The 15,687-nt window shown below is 44.0% G+C and carries 13 protein-coding genes; 5 read left to right on the plus strand and 8 right to left on the minus strand.

The annotated features are described in order from the left end of the window. Positions 1-179: 179 nt before the first annotated feature. The 6 genes from F6K64_RS26670 to F6K64_RS26695 all read right to left on the minus strand — a co-directional run bounded on the left by F6K64_RS26670 (position 180) and on the right by F6K64_RS26695 (position 4,661). On the minus strand, positions 180-1,292 hold the full coding sequence (locus F6K64_RS26670; RefSeq protein ID WP_009149321.1) for a DNA cytosine methyltransferase: 1,113 nt from the start codon (positions 1,290-1,292) through the stop codon (positions 180-182). Position 1,293: 1 nt separating this feature from the next. Further along, the gene (locus F6K64_RS26675; RefSeq protein ID WP_009149323.1) at positions 1,294-2,037 is read right to left on the minus strand and encodes a hypothetical protein; all 744 of its coding nucleotides are present in this window, start codon (positions 2,035-2,037) and stop codon (positions 1,294-1,296) included. Positions 2,038-2,199: 162 nt separating this feature from the next. Beyond that, positions 2,200-2,445: an SDR family NAD(P)-dependent oxidoreductase gene (locus F6K64_RS26680; RefSeq protein WP_009149325.1), complete on the minus strand. Its 246-nt coding sequence runs from the start codon at positions 2,443-2,445 to the stop codon at positions 2,200-2,202. 152 nt (positions 2,446-2,597) lie between these two features. Beyond that, positions 2,598-3,089 (minus strand): RNA-guided endonuclease InsQ/TnpB family protein, encoded by a 492-nt coding sequence (locus F6K64_RS26685; RefSeq protein ID WP_009149327.1) that lies wholly within the window; start codon positions 3,087-3,089, stop codon positions 2,598-2,600. After that, positions 3,055-3,915 (minus strand): RNA-guided endonuclease InsQ/TnpB family protein, encoded by an 861-nt coding sequence (locus F6K64_RS26690; RefSeq protein ID WP_009149329.1) that lies wholly within the window; start codon positions 3,913-3,915, stop codon positions 3,055-3,057. Before F6K64_RS26690 ends, F6K64_RS26685 begins: the two co-directional genes overlap by 35 nt. Before the next feature lie 371 nt (positions 3,916-4,286). Beyond that, entirely contained in the window at positions 4,287-4,661 is a 375-nt protein-coding gene (locus F6K64_RS26695) for a hypothetical protein (protein ID WP_009149334.1), read from the minus strand. 357 nt (positions 4,662-5,018) lie between these two features. Here F6K64_RS26695 and F6K64_RS26700 point away from each other — a divergent pair, with 357 nt between their 5' ends. Beyond that, positions 5,019-7,526, plus strand: a complete 2,508-nt coding sequence (locus F6K64_RS26700; protein ID WP_009149336.1) for a UvrD-helicase domain-containing protein — start codon at positions 5,019-5,021, stop codon at positions 7,524-7,526. A 374-nt stretch (positions 7,527-7,900) separates the two neighbouring features. Next, positions 7,901-8,605: a choice-of-anchor E domain-containing protein gene (locus F6K64_RS26705; RefSeq protein WP_287266831.1), complete on the plus strand. Its 705-nt coding sequence runs from the start codon at positions 7,901-7,903 to the stop codon at positions 8,603-8,605. A 608-nt stretch (positions 8,606-9,213) separates the two neighbouring features. Here F6K64_RS26705 and F6K64_RS26710 read toward each other — a convergent pair. Together F6K64_RS26710 and F6K64_RS26715 are read right to left on the minus strand one after the other, a co-directional pair. Beyond that, positions 9,214-10,671, minus strand: a complete 1,458-nt coding sequence (locus F6K64_RS26710; protein WP_287266833.1) for a dolichyl-phosphate-mannose--protein mannosyltransferase — start codon at positions 10,669-10,671, stop codon at positions 9,214-9,216. Continuing rightward, positions 10,646-10,780, minus strand: a complete 135-nt coding sequence (locus F6K64_RS26715; RefSeq protein ID WP_267872080.1) for a hypothetical protein — start codon at positions 10,778-10,780, stop codon at positions 10,646-10,648. The genes F6K64_RS26710 and F6K64_RS26715 overlap by 26 nt, the downstream gene beginning before the upstream one ends. 1,141 nt (positions 10,781-11,921) lie before the next feature. On the opposite strand from F6K64_RS26715, the gene F6K64_RS26720 reads away from it, so the two are divergent. The 3 genes from F6K64_RS26720 (at position 11,922) to F6K64_RS26730 (ending at position 15,329) form a co-directional block, all read left to right on the plus strand. After that, positions 11,922-12,461, plus strand: a complete 540-nt coding sequence (locus F6K64_RS26720) for a hypothetical protein (protein WP_009149351.1) — start codon at positions 11,922-11,924, stop codon at positions 12,459-12,461. Positions 12,462-12,652: 191 nt separating this feature from the next. Further along, positions 12,653-13,528 carry a PEP-CTERM sorting domain-containing protein gene (locus F6K64_RS26725; protein ID WP_009149354.1) on the plus strand — a complete coding sequence of 292 codons (876 nt, stop codon included), beginning with the start codon at positions 12,653-12,655 and terminating at the stop codon, positions 13,526-13,528. A 1,069-nt stretch (positions 13,529-14,597) separates the two neighbouring features. Next, complete coding sequence (locus F6K64_RS26730) at positions 14,598-15,329, plus strand: peptidylprolyl isomerase (protein WP_009149356.1); 732 nt, start codon at positions 14,598-14,600, stop codon at positions 15,327-15,329. Positions 15,330-15,687: the final 358 nt, after the last annotated feature.

A 15,687-nucleotide genomic window follows, 5' to 3' on the forward strand; every position in this document is an offset into this window, starting at 1 on the left:
CTGGAGCAAGCCAAAAGGCAAGCCGAGAGGTTGAGAGAATCTAGGAGCCGTGTGAGATGAAAGTCTCACGCACGGCTTTGAAGGAGAGGTGCTCCGGATAATACCGGACATCGACTCTAATAAGCTTGCCGAGCAACCGAAGGGATACCTGGTGTTGGCAAGAAGCCCGCGTTGTCCCGTTAGGGCAACGTCGGGAGTATGTCACTAAATAAATTCATTGGTTGCCCTAAACACTGTGCTTCGTAAACTGCTTGAAGAAAACAGGCAACTCGATAGGCGAATTGTACAGGAACAGCGTTGCCAATCTGCTGGTGGACATGACGTTTATTTCCTCCATGAAATACCCATGAGTCTGGGAAAGTTTGAAGTCGGGCATATTCACGATTAGTAAAGCGTCGCAGACGGCTTGCACTGATACGCCAGAGCTTTAAGCTAATATTTGGATTCCTTACAAATAGCCCATTGACGCGATCTTTTTCCTTTCTTTCTGCCACCACATTTCCCTGAGCCCACCCCCAAATAGTTCCAGTATCAATAGCAGGAAATGGGGCATCCAAAGATCTTATTGGGTGTCCGTCAGATCCAGTTCGAGAGAATCTACATGGTACAGGTGTCTCAGTAGGATCAAATTCCTTTCCAGTCTCCTCATGAACACGGCTTTTGAACCCCCATTCAGGACAATGATTAGGAAGGGAAATGAATGGATTTACAGCCAGATCACCTAAATATACTGATGCTGGTGTATCTGGCTCTGGCGTGGGCCAGTGAAAACCTGAGGGAAATCGGTCGAAGCTGGCAATAAAAATAAATCTTCTTCTCGTTTGAGGCACTCCAAAACCAGATACTCTGAAGACATTATATTTTATGTAGTATCCAAGACTCTTGAAATGCTCTGAAATTACGTCAACAAAAGGCTTTCCACTTTTGGGTTCTTTCATTCTCCTGAGATTGAGAACATTCTCAATTACGATAAAGCGAGGCTTCTTGATCTTTGCCATTCTGACAACTTCTTGAAACAGAAAATTCCTCTCGTCGTTTTCCTTTCGATTCCCGCCCAGTGAAAACCCCTGACATGGAACCCCTGCTAAAATTACATCACTATCAGGTAAATCTCTTTCTGATAGTTCTCGAATATCAGCTTCTTCAACATCCCATTCAGGTCGATTATTACGGAGTGTTTTAACGCTCCATGTATCAATATCTGTGGAGTAGAGATGTTGAAAACCAGCCATTTCAAAGCCGATATCTAAGCCACCGGCACCAGAAAAAAGACTTGTGAATGAAAGTTCCATATCAACGAAGAGTGACTGTTGGTCCTAAAGATTTGGCTGCACGGAAAACTTCAAATGTGTGTTTCTTTCCTGCGTTTGGATTATCTATATAGGAAGGTGTAAGCGTATGTTCAATCATATCAAAGTAATAACCCCTTATCAGCCTTGAAGTCTCTATACGTGTGATAGTACCCGAGTGTTTTAAATCTATACCAAATTTAAAGCCAGTTGGAGCAATCAGAGTAACTTGGCGTTCTGTGCCATCCGTAAGGGCAAATGGTGTAGGTGCAACATACATTTTTCGGTCACGAATCATAATGTCTCCATAGCTACCGAAACCTTTAAGATTCTTATTTTTATGGATATAAGAATGGTCTGCATTTAAGAAATTGCCATGACACATGACAAGATCATAGACTGGATAGTTCTTTTCCTTGGTTTTTGCTGGGTATCGTCCAAACACATAGTAAATTGTCCTCCCATTATGCAGACCTGAGGGCACTTGACTATTGCAGTCATAGTTTGCTTCCCTGCCTGGAAATCCTAATCCTTTGATCTCGAAGCCAAGGGGGAAATCAACAAGCCTGAAGTCTGGATAAGCATTTCTTGAAGGTTCATCGAAGTTCAAGGAAAGCCTTTCAAGACGAACAGCAAACCAATTTTGAAAGCTAAACTCTTTGTCCGTGGAAGAAACGCGACTTATCAACTCGCTGGCATCGATGGCGCGAACGCATTCTAAGAAAACCTTTGCTATGATTTGATCCATAATGATTTGTCTAGCCCAATGTTGCGATCACTCTCACCTTTAGGTACACGCAACTGTAGTGCATTTGGTGCTTGACAATGGAAGCACATCCCAAAGACAAAGTCAATGTTAACAGTTCTGCAAGACCATCTACCGAGACTCAGCAAAGTCTAACGGTTAAGGTCAGCGGGGCGAAACCTTGCCATAAGTGTCTTGAATTTCATTCACTGCAGCCTGGATACTTGCCTCATCGGTGATGTCCATACGCAGCGGGTGAGCACCCAACTCTCTAAGGTCAGCCATTTTTTCGACACTACGTGCCGCTACTACCACGGTCAGACCATCCTTCAGCAGAGATTTGGCCATTTCTTTGCCCATACCCGATGATGCGCCGGTAATCAGTGCGACTTTGGATTTACCATTTGCCATGATATTGAAGTTCCCTGTGTGTAGTGGACTTGTTCATCTTAAACTGAGAAACTAGCAACCTTCACAGATTTTGTTACTGCTACTGTCTTGCGATCGCGCTTAATACGGTCAATTTCTTTGAGAGTAAATGATGTTAATTGACACTCCCCGGTCTAAAGACGCGGGGATTCTTCGCTCAACGACCCGACTTGCTGAACCTGGCCGGGACCAAGGACAGTAGAGGTCAGATCTCCCGAAGCGTTGGGATCTAGGATCCAGGTTCCGGTGTGCCCCACCGTACCCAAGGCTCGTTTTAAAATGTTCAGCGCAGCATTGTGGTCTCTATCTAACTTGCATCCACACTTACAGACGTGGGTTCTAGTTGATAGTGATTTTTTGACTGTTTCACCGCACTTAGAGCAGTTTTGACTTGTATAAGCAGGGTTTACTGCTACAGTTACTCTGCCAAATTTAGTCCCAAAATGCTCTAACCATTTTCTGAACTGATACCAGCCAGCATCATTAATAGACTTAGCCAGGCAATGATTCTTTACTAGATTCTTAACCCTTAAATCTTCGTAGGCTACCAGGTCGTTAGACCGGATTACGCAACGTGCCGGAGACGAAACCTTAGAAGAGTGCAGCCTTACAACAAAACCTGCCACCTTTGATGCATAGCCTATCAACTATAAAGGCTGCACTCTTCTTGCGGTAACTTCTAACCAGTCTCTTGGCATGTTCTTCACGTTGTCTACTTATTTTAAGGTGTGTCCTGCCTAGCCTATTAACTGCTTTCCTACGGTTGGCTGAGCCTTTCTTTTTGCGAGATACTCGACGTTGGTAAAATTTTAAACGCTTTTCTCCCTTCCTGTAGAAATGAGGATTAGGTTCAGTATTTCCATCAGAGTCAGTATAAAACTCCTTTAGTCCTACATCCAATCCGACGTTTCTACAGGAAGGTTTTAGGTCTTCTTTTATGTCAACTGCTATGCAAAATTGCACATAGTACCCATCAGCTCGTTTCACAATTCGGACTCGCTTAATTTGATTTTTGTCAAATTGCCACAAGTCCCATTTCCCTTTGAGTTTAAGTTTCCCTATTCCTTTCTTGTCGCTAAAGGTTATAGCCTTTTTATCAGGAGACAGTTTCCACCCAGACTGCTTGTACTCTACCGACCTACATTGCTTCTGAAATCTAGGAAAACCCTTTTTGCCGGGTTTTTTCTTTTTGCAGTTGTCATAAAACCGGACTATAGATGACCATGCACGCTCAGAAGCTGCTTGTCGTGCCGTTGAGTTTAGTTCATTAGCAAAAGGAAACTGTTTAGCTAGTATCTTGCAGTATTTACTAAGATCATATTTTCCAGTCCCTTTATTGTCCATCCACAATCTAATGCAAGAATTACGAATAAACTTGACCGTCCGAATAGCCTCGTCTATTGCAGTGTACTGACTATCTTTCCCGTACGCTTTGAATTCAAGTATGATCACCGGATATCGACCTCCTCCGTTACTATTTTAGTCTACACTATATGGCGACAAATACCCGGACAGATTCAAATATTCACGGCGACTAAAGTCGCTACTAGCTTTCATCCCGGAGACGAAACCTGATTAATAGTGCAGCCTTACAACAAAACCTGTCACCTTTAATGCATAGCCTACCAACTTGCTTTGGCTGCACTATTCTTGCGGTAACTTCTGACCCGGTTTAAAAACACGGGGCTTTCAGCTTTGGGTGTTCCGTAATACTTGGCTTGTGCAACAGCCTTTGTGACACTTTCACTACAAAATGCTGAAATCGCCTGTACCCCATCCATTGGGCACAGGCGACAGGGGTCAGAAAAAAATCCTAAGAGCGATTAGAAACCGACAGCCATCCAACCTATGGTTTCTTTTGTATGTCCTCCATCTGACAGAGCCTGCCTTGGACCACCCCGAACTAATTCGTTCATTTTGAACTTAAAGCCCTTCGTGGTTACATCTGCGATCCTGACACCAGGGGTATCTGCTCCATTAAAGGTTTGAACCATTGGAATCACGATCACATCTGAGCCTTCCCGAAATGGCTCTGCGAAGAACACTTCTTTAAATGTGCTTGTGTCATTATTTGTTGTTTCCACTGGGCCTGGTGAACACAGCTCAATAATGCCTGCTTGAATCGACGCATGAGCTGGGGTAGCAATGAGTACCAGTGCAGCCATCAAAGACATCAAAAAAATCGCAACTCGCTTCATAATTTCCTCCTTAAAATGTGAAATGAGAAAAGCGAAAGAAGTCTTTTAGAGTTAACCTTGCTAAGAGTATCGTGAGCAGAACTGACACTGCCCATGTAATTTTGGCATGTTTTATTAAAAAAAAAACGCAGAAATTGTTAAGTTATTGTTGCGTAATTACTAATCACTCTAACAATAAATGAATAATCATTAAGCTACTCTAAGATCTCAGTGCCCTGTGAAAATCTGTCCCTACTCCCGAGGTCTAATGGTTGAATGAGCAACCAGGGTAAACCTTAAGGGATAGCGGTTTGCAACCTGGGCTAATTACAATACCAAAAAATAACCAAAAAATAGTCAGTTGCAGCAAATCTCAACATGTCAGAGGATACAGATACCAAGTCAGACTCAGGGCAAACCCCGCTCTCCGCTTGGCGTGCCCAAGAACTACAACGACTCCGCAATAGTTTAAGAAGGGGACAACAACCGATGGCCGACTGGCAAGGGGGAACCTTAGCGGTTTCTGCTGTCCCTGGTGCTGGTAAATCTACTGGCATGGCAAAAGCTGCAGCAATTGCGATCGCAAATTACCAACTCCATAGCAGATATCAATTGCTGGTAGTCACCTTCACTCGCTCTGCCGCTGCCAGTATAAGAGCTAAAATCCGCGATGACCTAAAAACCCTTAAGGTCCCACAAAATAGTTTTGTAGTCTATACCTTACATGGTTTAGCCCTCTACATTGCTAACCGTCATCCAGAATTATCGGGACTTAATCTAGACAGTAGTACTCTAGTAACTCCAAATCAAAGTCATCGCTTAATCCGTGCTTGTGTGGAACAGTGGATTGCTAATTATCCACGCCGGTATCTGACCTTGCTCGAAGGTCGAAGCTTTGATGGAGAAGAAACAGAACGGTTGCGCCGACAATCCGTATTGCGAACGGAAGTTTTACCTAACCTGGCCTACACCGTTATCCATGAAGCCAAAAGTTCTGGGTTATTACCAGCAGATTTGTGGCACCTCAGTGAACAGACAACGGATGAATATGGAATATTAGCGATCGCAGCAGGACTGTATCAACAGTATCAAACCATAGTGCGATCGCGTGAATTCATCGACTACGACGACATGATTCTAGCTGCGCTGAGAGTGCTAGAAAACGATGCCATCCGTCAGCTCTGGCAAAATCAATTTTTTGCCGTCTTTGAAGACGAAGCCCAAGATTCCACACCATTACAATACCAACTCTTGCAAACCCTGGCCACATTACCAGCTAGTGCCGAACCAAACCTTGGCCTATTGGCCACGCTACCGGAACAACCTTTAACTTTCCAACCTTCAACCTTCCAACCTTCAACCTCTCAACCTTCAACCTTCCAACCTTCAACCTCCCAACCTTCAACCTCCCAACCTTCAACCTCCCAACACCATACCCTAAATCTGATCCGAGTTGGAGACCCCAATCAAGCCATTAACTCTACCTTTACCCCAGCTGACCCAATTTATTTCAATTGGTTTTGCCAAGACTGTCAGGGAATAGGACGTTTAGCCACAATGGATCAAGCGGGTCGCAGTAGCCAGGTTATCATCAATGCTGCCAACTTTATCGTGAATTGGGTCAATAGCACCTATGGCAGCAAAAACTCTACCGAAACAGTACCACAGCCAGACTCTATCCCCCAAACCCAACCGTCTCCCGAGCTACCCTTTCGTCCTCAAACCATTCGTCGAGTAGATGCCAATGACCCTCAACCGGATGCCAACCCAAATCCAGAAGGGAGAGGTTTAGAACTCTACACTCCTAAGGACATTTACCACACAGTCGAGCTGATTGGAAAGCGAGTAGTGGAGCTATTTGCCAAAAACCAAAACCATAACGCTGCTGTGTTAGTGCGGGAGAATCGACAAGGGAGCTTTGTGGTGGAACAACTGGAGTATCTTAAACGCCAGCATGAGATTGAGGTGTATGATGTCCAAAAACGCGATCGCGAATCCCACGTTCCCAGTCAAATCCTAACACTGCTGCAATTTCTCGACCGTCCCCATTCTCCGGATTACCTAAAAGCTGCCCTAGATGTCTTGGTAAAACGTCAGTTAATTCCCACCCAAGACCTCAATGCTCTATCCACCTATCCCGAACAATTCCTCTATCCTGGTCCATTGGACCCACCCCAGACCAAAGCAGTTATCAAAGCTCGCCGCTACTGCTGTGATTTACTGCGTGCTCGTTTAGAACTCCCCAATTATCACCTAATTTCCTTCCTGGCTCAGACCTTAAACTATGACCAATCCGAGCTAGCCACAGCAGATAAATTAGCCGAACGGATTGCAAAACAGACCTTTGGCAACAGTTCTATCAGTGAAACTCTAGCAGTACTTCAGGAAATCGTTAGCTCAGAACGTTTTGAACCTGTAGACCCAGACAATACAGACTCCCCTTATCTGCGTTCCCATCAACTGACTGTAATCACCATGCACAAAGCCAAGGGATTAGACTGGGACTATGTTTTCTTGCCCTTTCTCCATGAAGACACCCTTCCTGGTAATCCGTGGGTACCTACTGCCGCTCAGTTTTTGGGAGAATTTACCCTAGCAGAAGTAGCCAGAGCTCAAATTCGTGCCTATCTTCACGGTAAACCCTTACCCATGGCACCCGAGGCTTGGGAACAAGCCGCACAGCTTAAGACTGCTGAAGAATTCCGCTTGCTCTATGTAGCCATGACCCGAGCTAAACGGTTGCTGTGGATGGCCGCCGCCGATTTGGGACCATTTCGGTGGAATACCTTTAGTGGTAAAGGAGATAACTTGCAGCAGAAGAAACCCTGTCCAGTATTGCCAGCATTGAATGCTCAGTTTCCAAATTCTTTAATGGTTAATGATTAATGGTTAATGGTTAATGGTTAATTGATTCCTGACAATTTTTAAGTTTAAATTTACCTATTAACAAAAATACAGGGACTATTTTGTAAGTGATTAATGGGACTTTATCTATAGCAATGGCTGCTCAATTATTGACAAATTAAAGGGACTAAGAATTGCTCAAAGATTTATGTGACAAGCTAAATTATTACCTGTTCCCTGTTCCCTGTTCCCTGTTCCCTTTTCCCTGAGCACAGCGCTATAACACAAATAATAAAAAAAGAAATCAGAAAATATTCGGATAAAAAATATTTGACAAGGCCATAAATACCAAAAAATAAAATTGCCATTCACAAAAAAAATAATTAATTTGTAAATGAAGATTGAATTTCATATCAATGAAAACCAAATATCTGATTTGCGTAGCTACTGTTTCTGTCTTAACCAGTATTGTGGCAACTACTACTGCAGCTAGGAGTGCCACGATCGTTCAATCCGCTTCAGTGCCACTGATCCCAACAAATATCAATGACGAGCCTCTCACACCTGTTATCAACCCCTTCGACACCAGTCTCGGTACCCTTGATGCGGTAACCATAGAATTTAACGGGCTAATGTCAGGAGACGCACGGAGCGAAAGCCTAGACGCAAAGCCAGCAACTCTGACTTGGAATCTGGAAGGCTTATTCACATTGGTCGGAGCAAATAATACAACCCTGTTCACACAGACAGCAACAGTAAGAGATTCAGCCGTTGTCGCTGCCTATGATGGCACATTAGATTTTCAGGGCGAGTCTGCAGTTTCATTCATCGGACTAACCGCTAATGTATCTGGTGAGAAGACATTCACAAATGGTTCCGTATTTAATGCATTCCTGGGCACTCAACCCGTAGACTTTTTCTTTTCTGCGGAAACCATATCGATTGTTAACGGAACCGCTAATATACTCAATGCGATCGCAACAAAAGCTCAAGGGGATGTCCAGGTTACTTACGACTACACACCATCAGAGCCAGAGTCAGTACCAGAACCCACGACTCCCCTTGGCTTAGGTTTAGTCGCAGGACTAAAACTGTTGTGGCAACGAAAGGAAGATCGTTAATTGGTAAGCATTCAGCGGTCAGCGGTCAGCGGTCAGCTTATTTCATTCAAAAGCACCGATTGCGCTACTTGAGGTGCTGCACGAACAGTAGCGTGCCCATAGCCGATAAGCACCTCAAGTAACGTGGCCACAAGTCAATGGCTGATATAGCAGAAGTCAGAAGTCAGAAAAACTCTTGCGCTTACTTAGGTTTGAGACTAATGTCGATGTCCTAACTGCCCTGGCGACTGCTATAGCTGATAGCTGATAGCTGAATGCTTACGTTAATTGTTGATTGTTGATTGTTGATTGTTGATTCTTAAGAGCAAATTTTCAATTGCTTTAAGTGATATCTTTGAAAGCCACTTATTCTAAGGCTGTTTCGGTATCCTTAGGGGTGACCAAAAATACATCGATATAACTTTTCTACCCGGTATCATTCTTGAATACTTGATGATTTTGGATTTCAAATCTTTTCCTGAGCTCATTCTGTAATTGCTCAGCGCTATCTGGATTTATGTTATTATTATGTACCAGCAACAGCCGGGAAAATAAATGGTGACAAACTGCCCATTATTGATTATATAAAACATCAATAGGTGCTGAACTTTGATAGTAAGAACTTGTCGCTAAATCCAGGAACGGAACCACATCCGCAGGTGATACCCTGACTCAGACAAAGGTATACCTAAGTAAATTGGTAACCAGAATATAAAAGCTAGTACAACTACCAAGATTACAGTGACACCAGCACTACGATACTGGTTTTGCTCACTGTGTAGCCAGCGGTCAACTAGCCAAGCTAGTGCTAATCCTGAAAACACTGAAGCTCCCATATAATGATAAAGAAACGTGCAGCGAGTCACTTTCGTCCAGGGCAATAGGTTAGCGGCGTAGTTTACGATCAAATAGAGGGTAATCCAGGTATAGGAGGTTGGTATGGATTTCCAGCCCACCCCTTCGATGATGCGTTGGGTTAACAGCAGCAACAGCAACAAAATTGCTGTAGTCGAGAGCCACCATAGGAAAGGATTGCCCATGGCATGGACATCATAGATTAAATTGCTCCCACCAGCGGATAAGGGGGAGTCAGTGGAAACAGCCTCAGGGGTGTGACTAGCAGTCTGATAAAAGTAAGCAACCGGACGCCACATTAACAGCCAACTATACCACCGGGAACAGTAAGGATGGACGTCAGTGCCACTGCCGACATTTTGATGGAAGGTTAAAATTTTGACTTGAGACTCCCAGAATCCAGGGGTAGGATTCATCAGTAAGTGAGGAATCCACACCAGGCTGTAGGTCAGAGCTGGTAAAATTACCAAGTTCAGCAGGATGTGCCCGACATTCAGTTGGGTCAGGTGTTGTAATGGATGGCTTAACGATGGTATGGGACGAGTACGGGTTGTCTCCCCAAAATAGGTTCTAAATAATTGCCATACCCAAGCGACAGCCCATACTATATAAATGCCTAACAAAAACCACAAGCCATTCCACTTAATCGCTGCGGAAGCACCAAAAAACACACCAGATAGGATTAGCATCAGCCAGGGTTTGGCACCATGACGATTCAGAGCCAGGAGGAAAAACAACTGACCCAGTAATCCCAAGATCACTAAATATATATTGTTGAGGGCATAGCGGGATTCTACCAGGAATAAACCATCAGTAGCTGCGAACAGAGCAGCAATCAAAGCATAGCTGCGACGTCGATTGAGTTGATAAGCCAAAGCCGCCACTACCATCGGAATCAAAGAACCCGTCAGGGCATTCAGCCATCGGTAACTCCAGGTAGACCGTAACGAACCAGTCAGCTCGTTAACCGTATCCTGTCCAAAGGGGAGGTGAGAGCCAATCCAGATGCCAATGGCAATGATGTACTGACTTAGGGGAGGATGGGGATTGAAAAAGGAAGTACCGGTTAAGTAGTTATTGGCAAATATAGCGTAGTAAACTTCATCGAATACCAGGCGATTAAATCGACCCAGTCCCCAAAATCGCAGGGCGAGTGACAGTAAAACAATGGCAGTTATGCCAATGCTAAACCAGGGGATAGACGAATCAGACGGCTTTTTTGGCAAAATCATCACCATCGAGGCTTGGGTTATCGGTCAATGGCACACTAGACTTCGCGGCAGTTGTCGGGAACAGGGAACAGCGGATCTGGGAACAGTGGACAAGAATTGACGCAAACACTAATTAGAAAAATACTTTTGCAAGAGGTCTACTCAATCTGGAGTAGAGGAGACCTTGATCAGAAATTATTTTCTGGGGGAAGAGCGGGAAGAGAGATAAGAGTGGAAAGACAACACTGCCCTTTTATCCCCCTTGTCTGCCTTCCCTAATTCCGAAAGTATAACAGGACTTACGCACAGACTCCATGGGTATGGTGGTCAAGGTTTTGCAAACCCTACAGGTAGCGTTAAATTGAGGTATTTGCGTAAGTCCTATATAAAATATGCCAATTAAATGCACACTAGCTTAATAACCTGTAAGCTGATCACCTACAACCTGTAACTTATATAGCACTACCCATTAAGATGTTTGACATTGTCTTGATGCAATAGCGAGTGGGGGAAACCACGGCAGTCGCTCATGGGGGGGACCCCCAAGACCGCGCTGCCTCCCCAAGACCGTAATGGTGCGTTTGACCTTGGCGAATTAAATTCGCCACGGGTCGCACCTCTGCATCGCTTCTAAACTCCGAAACCTAGTCAATGCTTACTTTTGACTTCTGACTTCTCACTTGAGACTTGCACGTAGCGCTATACCTCCTCAGCATGTGTAGCTCGGATAAATGAAATTGGTACACCTTATCCCTCTTATACCTTTTGTAGTTTTTAGGATTTTAAACCCTTTAAAGGTTTTGCACGCTTATCCTCCCTTCGTTTCTCCCTCGTGCCTATACAATTGTGATATAACCAAAAAAATTATCAGACAAGTATTCCGGATTTTCCTCTAACTGGATTGAAAAATTAATAATAGGCATCACCACTTGACCTTTCATTATTATTATCAAATTGCTTCACAATTTTCACACAAAGTCTCACTAAACTTAAACTATTGATAAAGATTATGAATGAAAAATATTTTTAGTATTAAACCCGAGTTAACATTCCAAAAAAATCGTTATAATTTAGCAGGTTTTTATGGACAAATAGAAAAATATATTTTTCTCCTTTAGGAGAGTAATTCCTGGGTGTGCTGCCACTCTAAACCCTCAGTAGCAGTAAAGATATTTTTCTCGTTAATAGAGAAAAATATGCCTCTGCTAATGACTTAAAATTCAAGGATTCAAACAATCAAAACCCACAGAGTTAGCACATACTAAACACTTATGAGTACCAGAGATACTAATCAAATAAATGGCAGAAACAGTAATCAAATAAATGACACAGAGATTAATCAAATAAATGGCACAGAGCACGATGACGACCTCCGAGGTAGCGATGAACAAGTTGTACGAGATGAGATCTACGGCCAAGGGGGTGCTGACAGTCTATTCGGAGGTCCCGGAGGTGACTATATCAACCCTGGTATTGATAATTCTGCTGATGTGATCTGGTATAAGACGTTTTCCGAGAGGACGGACCTGATCGAAAACTTCGATCCCAACGATGAAGATATTGTGGTTCTAACCTCTGGTTTCTTTTGGGATCTTGTTGAAGAATACGGTTTGAATTCAGATGCCAATGTTGACGATTGGTTGAAAATTGAGTTGGAAATTGATCAGTTTGGTTCACATGCTCTTATTAAAGTAGATCGAGATGGTCTTCAAGGCAACACCCCCTTCAGAACATTAGCTACCCTGAAAAATGTTGATCCAAACGATCTAACTATAGATATTCAAGAAGATGGCGATTTTATCATCGGATGATTAACCACAGGTGATTTAGGATTGTCAAGATCAGCTTCGAGGTTACGTGTGGAACCAATCAGCAATCCGGTCAGTCTTCAACCCAAGACTGTCAGATGGGTTTCCAGCGTCTACTCGGACAAAATATCCACTTTGGAACTGGGAAGCATCTACCCATGACTAATCTCTAGTTCTCAACAAAGATAATAAATATGTTTCAGCTTAAAAACCACAAGTGCTTCTCTTTGAGAACAGGTATTGTCAGCCTGATCGGTGTGGCCAGTTTATTGGATACTAATCCTGCCTCAGCTGCCATCATCACTAATGGTAGTTTTGAAAACGATTTTACGGGCTGGGAAACATTGGGTAGTGCTTCTGTGCGCACCGCAGGTTTTGGTAGTAAACCTACTGACGGCAGTTTCTATGCCCAGCTAGATACATTCCTTCCCCAGGAAAAAGAGAACTTCCTGGAGCTAGCCAATTTTCTAGAGCTGAACATTACAGCGCTGGATAATCTGGGCGCGGGAAAGGGGGAGGTGTTTGAAGGATCAGCAATCAGAACTACCTTTACAGCCGTTGCAGGAGATGTGCTTAATTTCGATTACAACTTCCTCACAGATGATTACGGTTCCGAATATTTTAATGACTTCGCTTTTGTGGGAATTTCCGGTCAGGTGAGTGGTTTGGCTGATACGTTCTCAGTATTAGCTGATTCCATGACACCTTTTGTGAATGAAACTGGTTTTAGCACCTACTCTCAGACAATTGCTGCTTCTGGAACCTACACCTTCACCATAGGTGTGACAGATGTTGGGGATGGTGCTTTTGATTCAGGACTACTAATCGATAATGTCAATGTAGTCAGACTGGAACCAACTGATCCCCCCTCCGTTCCAACACCAACTGATCCCCCCTCCGTTCCAACACCAACTGATCCCCCCTCCGTTCCAACACCAACTGATCCCACCTCCGTTCCAGAACCAACCTCTATATTGGCGTTAATAGCCATCGGGGCTTTAGGGGTGAGAAGTCAGTGGAACAAAGACAAAAAAAAGTGTGAGGGAACTACTAAAACACTGCACAGCTAATTGGGAGACCCGCGAAAAATGGACTAAAGACTCTGACCAATGAACTAGAGCGATAAGGAGCGAGTGTTGGTTCCCAGTAATTCTAATCATGACAGAACGCCATGGGCGATTTCTATTCTGCAATAGTTACGCTTCACGCCTATCCCAACGGCAGGAAAATCTCTTAGCTTAGACTAATTACCTTAGACTAACAAAGTTACAAACAAAGTTACACATGCTCTAAAATCCGAATTATGTTATTATGAAATGATACCGATTATGCATATCAGTGAACAACGTAAAATCAATCTCCGCAACAAGTAATAGCTCGTTGCTCTAGGGCTTGTGCTCCTCGTGTTGTTATTTCAGGTCCAATGAGCAGAACTTTATCGCAAACCCAAATCTTTTGAAAACTTAATATATAGTCAACCCAAGTGGCGAGTACTCAGCTATAGCGCTACGCTTAGCGTCAGAAGTTAGAAGTCAGCAAGGTTCGAAGTAGGCGATTACTTACGTTTCGGAGTTTAGGAATGTCAAACATCATATGTAGTGCTATATCAGCGGTCAGCCCAGTTGCTTAGAACTGACCCTCAACCAATAACCAAACGCTCCGTGGGCAATGCACAATCAACGGCCTTACTGAACTAAGCAATGATATCAAGTAGTGTGGTATCAGTAGTCAGTTCCCCAGTACCCATTACCAATTAGCTATTATAGCGCTACGCGCAAGTCTCAAGTGAGAAGTCAGAAGTCAAAAGTAAGCATTGACTAGGTTTCGGAGTTTAGAAGCGATGCAGAGGTGCGACCCGTGGCGAATTTAATTCGCCAAGGTCAAGCGCACCATTACGGTCTTGGGGAGGCAGCGCGGTCTTGGGGGTCCCCCCCATGAGCGACTGCCGTGGTTTCCCCCACTCGCGCTTTGCATCAAGACAATGTCAAACATCTTAATGGGTAGTGCTATACCAATACCCTATTTTCGTGAATGTGGAAAAACTGTACTGTTGAAGCTTGAAAATTAGGAATTATAATATACGGTGGGTAATATCTCCATCCTATCCACCTAGCGCTACCACAAAGCCAAACATTTCTTATGGGGACAACTACAGTTTTACGAATAGGCGATCGCGTCATTAGTGCAGAAGAAATTGTTCCCCTGCTAGCTGGTTACCAATTGCTGCCACCGTTAATCCGTGAGATTATCATTGACGAGGCAGTGGCTACCGCAAGCTGCACACCAGAGGAGAAGGCTCAAGCCTATCAGCAGTTCTTGGAAAAAAATCAGCTCATTGACGAGACGGCTAAACAGGCTTGGCTAAAGCAGCGTGGTATGAATCCAGCTCAATTAGAAGCCCTAGCGGTACGAAGTATTCTGATTGAGAAATACAAACAACAAACCTGGAGTCACAAACTGGAATCTTATTTTCTGGAGAGGAAGGGACAATTAGACCGGGTGATTTATTCCCTGATTCGGACTAAAGACCCAGGGGTAGCCCAAGAAATCTATTTCCGAATTCAAGAAGGAGAAGAGTCTTTTGCTGACCTAGCCAGGGAATATTCCCAAGGACCAGAAGCTCAGACTGGCGGATTAATCGGTCCGGTTGAACTGAGCGTACCTCACCCCGCCTTAGCCCAAATGCTTCGCCTGAGCCAACCCGGACAACTGTTCCCACCGACACGCTTGGGAGAATGGCTGTTAATCGTGCGTTTGGAGAAGTTTATGCCAGCCCAGTTAGATGATTCGATGCGCCAGCGACTACTGAATGAATGTTTCAGCACCTGGCTAAGTGAGCAACTGAATCAGCAATTAGCGGCGCTAGATTAACGACTTGACTTTCTAATGAAACTAAACTCAAGAAACTAAATAGATGGCTAAAATTCCGGATTTGGGGGAAAATAGGCGGGATTTGGCTAATAGTTTGGGCTAACCGCGCCAGATGGGGAAGATTCCGAAAAACCCCTCTAGCTTGGGGATATGGTAATCCTGAAGCTGTGCCGTGGCTAAATGATCAGTAGTCTATGGTGTACGGGAAAATTTTTGTTCTTTAAGGCTAGTCTCAATAGACTTTGCCTGATTCCATCATAGCATAGCCAACTAGTTACATTTCTTGATGGAAGCGCTAAGCAATTCCTAGGGTGCGTTACAGAGTCTTTACATAAAAGACAGACCTACTATGCTTAGC

The sequence above is a fragment of the Moorena sp. SIO3A2 genome (assembly GCF_010672265.1).
GTDB lineage: Bacteria > Cyanobacteriota > Cyanobacteriia > Cyanobacteriales > Coleofasciculaceae > Moorena > Moorena producens.

Coding starts and splice junctions, on each gene's coding strand:
- F6K64_RS26670 (WP_009149321.1), bottom strand. CDS start 1,292: ATGGAACTTTCATTCACAAGTCTTTTTTCTGGTGCCGGTGGCTTAGAT.
- F6K64_RS26675 (WP_009149323.1), bottom strand. CDS start 2,037: ATGGATCAAATCATAGCAAAGGTTTTCTTAGAATGCGTTCGCGCCATC.
- F6K64_RS26680 (WP_009149325.1), bottom strand. CDS start 2,445: ATGGCAAATGGTAAATCCAAAGTCGCACTGATTACCGGCGCATCATCG.
- F6K64_RS26695 (WP_009149334.1), bottom strand. CDS start 4,661: ATGAAGCGAGTTGCGATTTTTTTGATGTCTTTGATGGCTGCACTGGTA.
- F6K64_RS26700 (WP_009149336.1), top strand. CDS start 5,019: ATGTCAGAGGATACAGATACCAAGTCAGACTCAGGGCAAACCCCGCTC.
- F6K64_RS26705 (WP_287266831.1), top strand. CDS start 7,901: ATGAAAACCAAATATCTGATTTGCGTAGCTACTGTTTCTGTCTTAACC.
- F6K64_RS26710 (WP_287266833.1), bottom strand. CDS start 10,671: ATGATTTTGCCAAAAAAGCCGTCTGATTCGTCTATCCCCTGGTTTAGC.
- F6K64_RS26720 (WP_009149351.1), top strand. CDS start 11,922: ATGAGTACCAGAGATACTAATCAAATAAATGGCAGAAACAGTAATCAA.
- F6K64_RS26725 (WP_009149354.1), top strand. CDS start 12,653: ATGTTTCAGCTTAAAAACCACAAGTGCTTCTCTTTGAGAACAGGTATT.
- F6K64_RS26730 (WP_009149356.1), top strand. CDS start 14,598: ATGGGGACAACTACAGTTTTACGAATAGGCGATCGCGTCATTAGTGCA.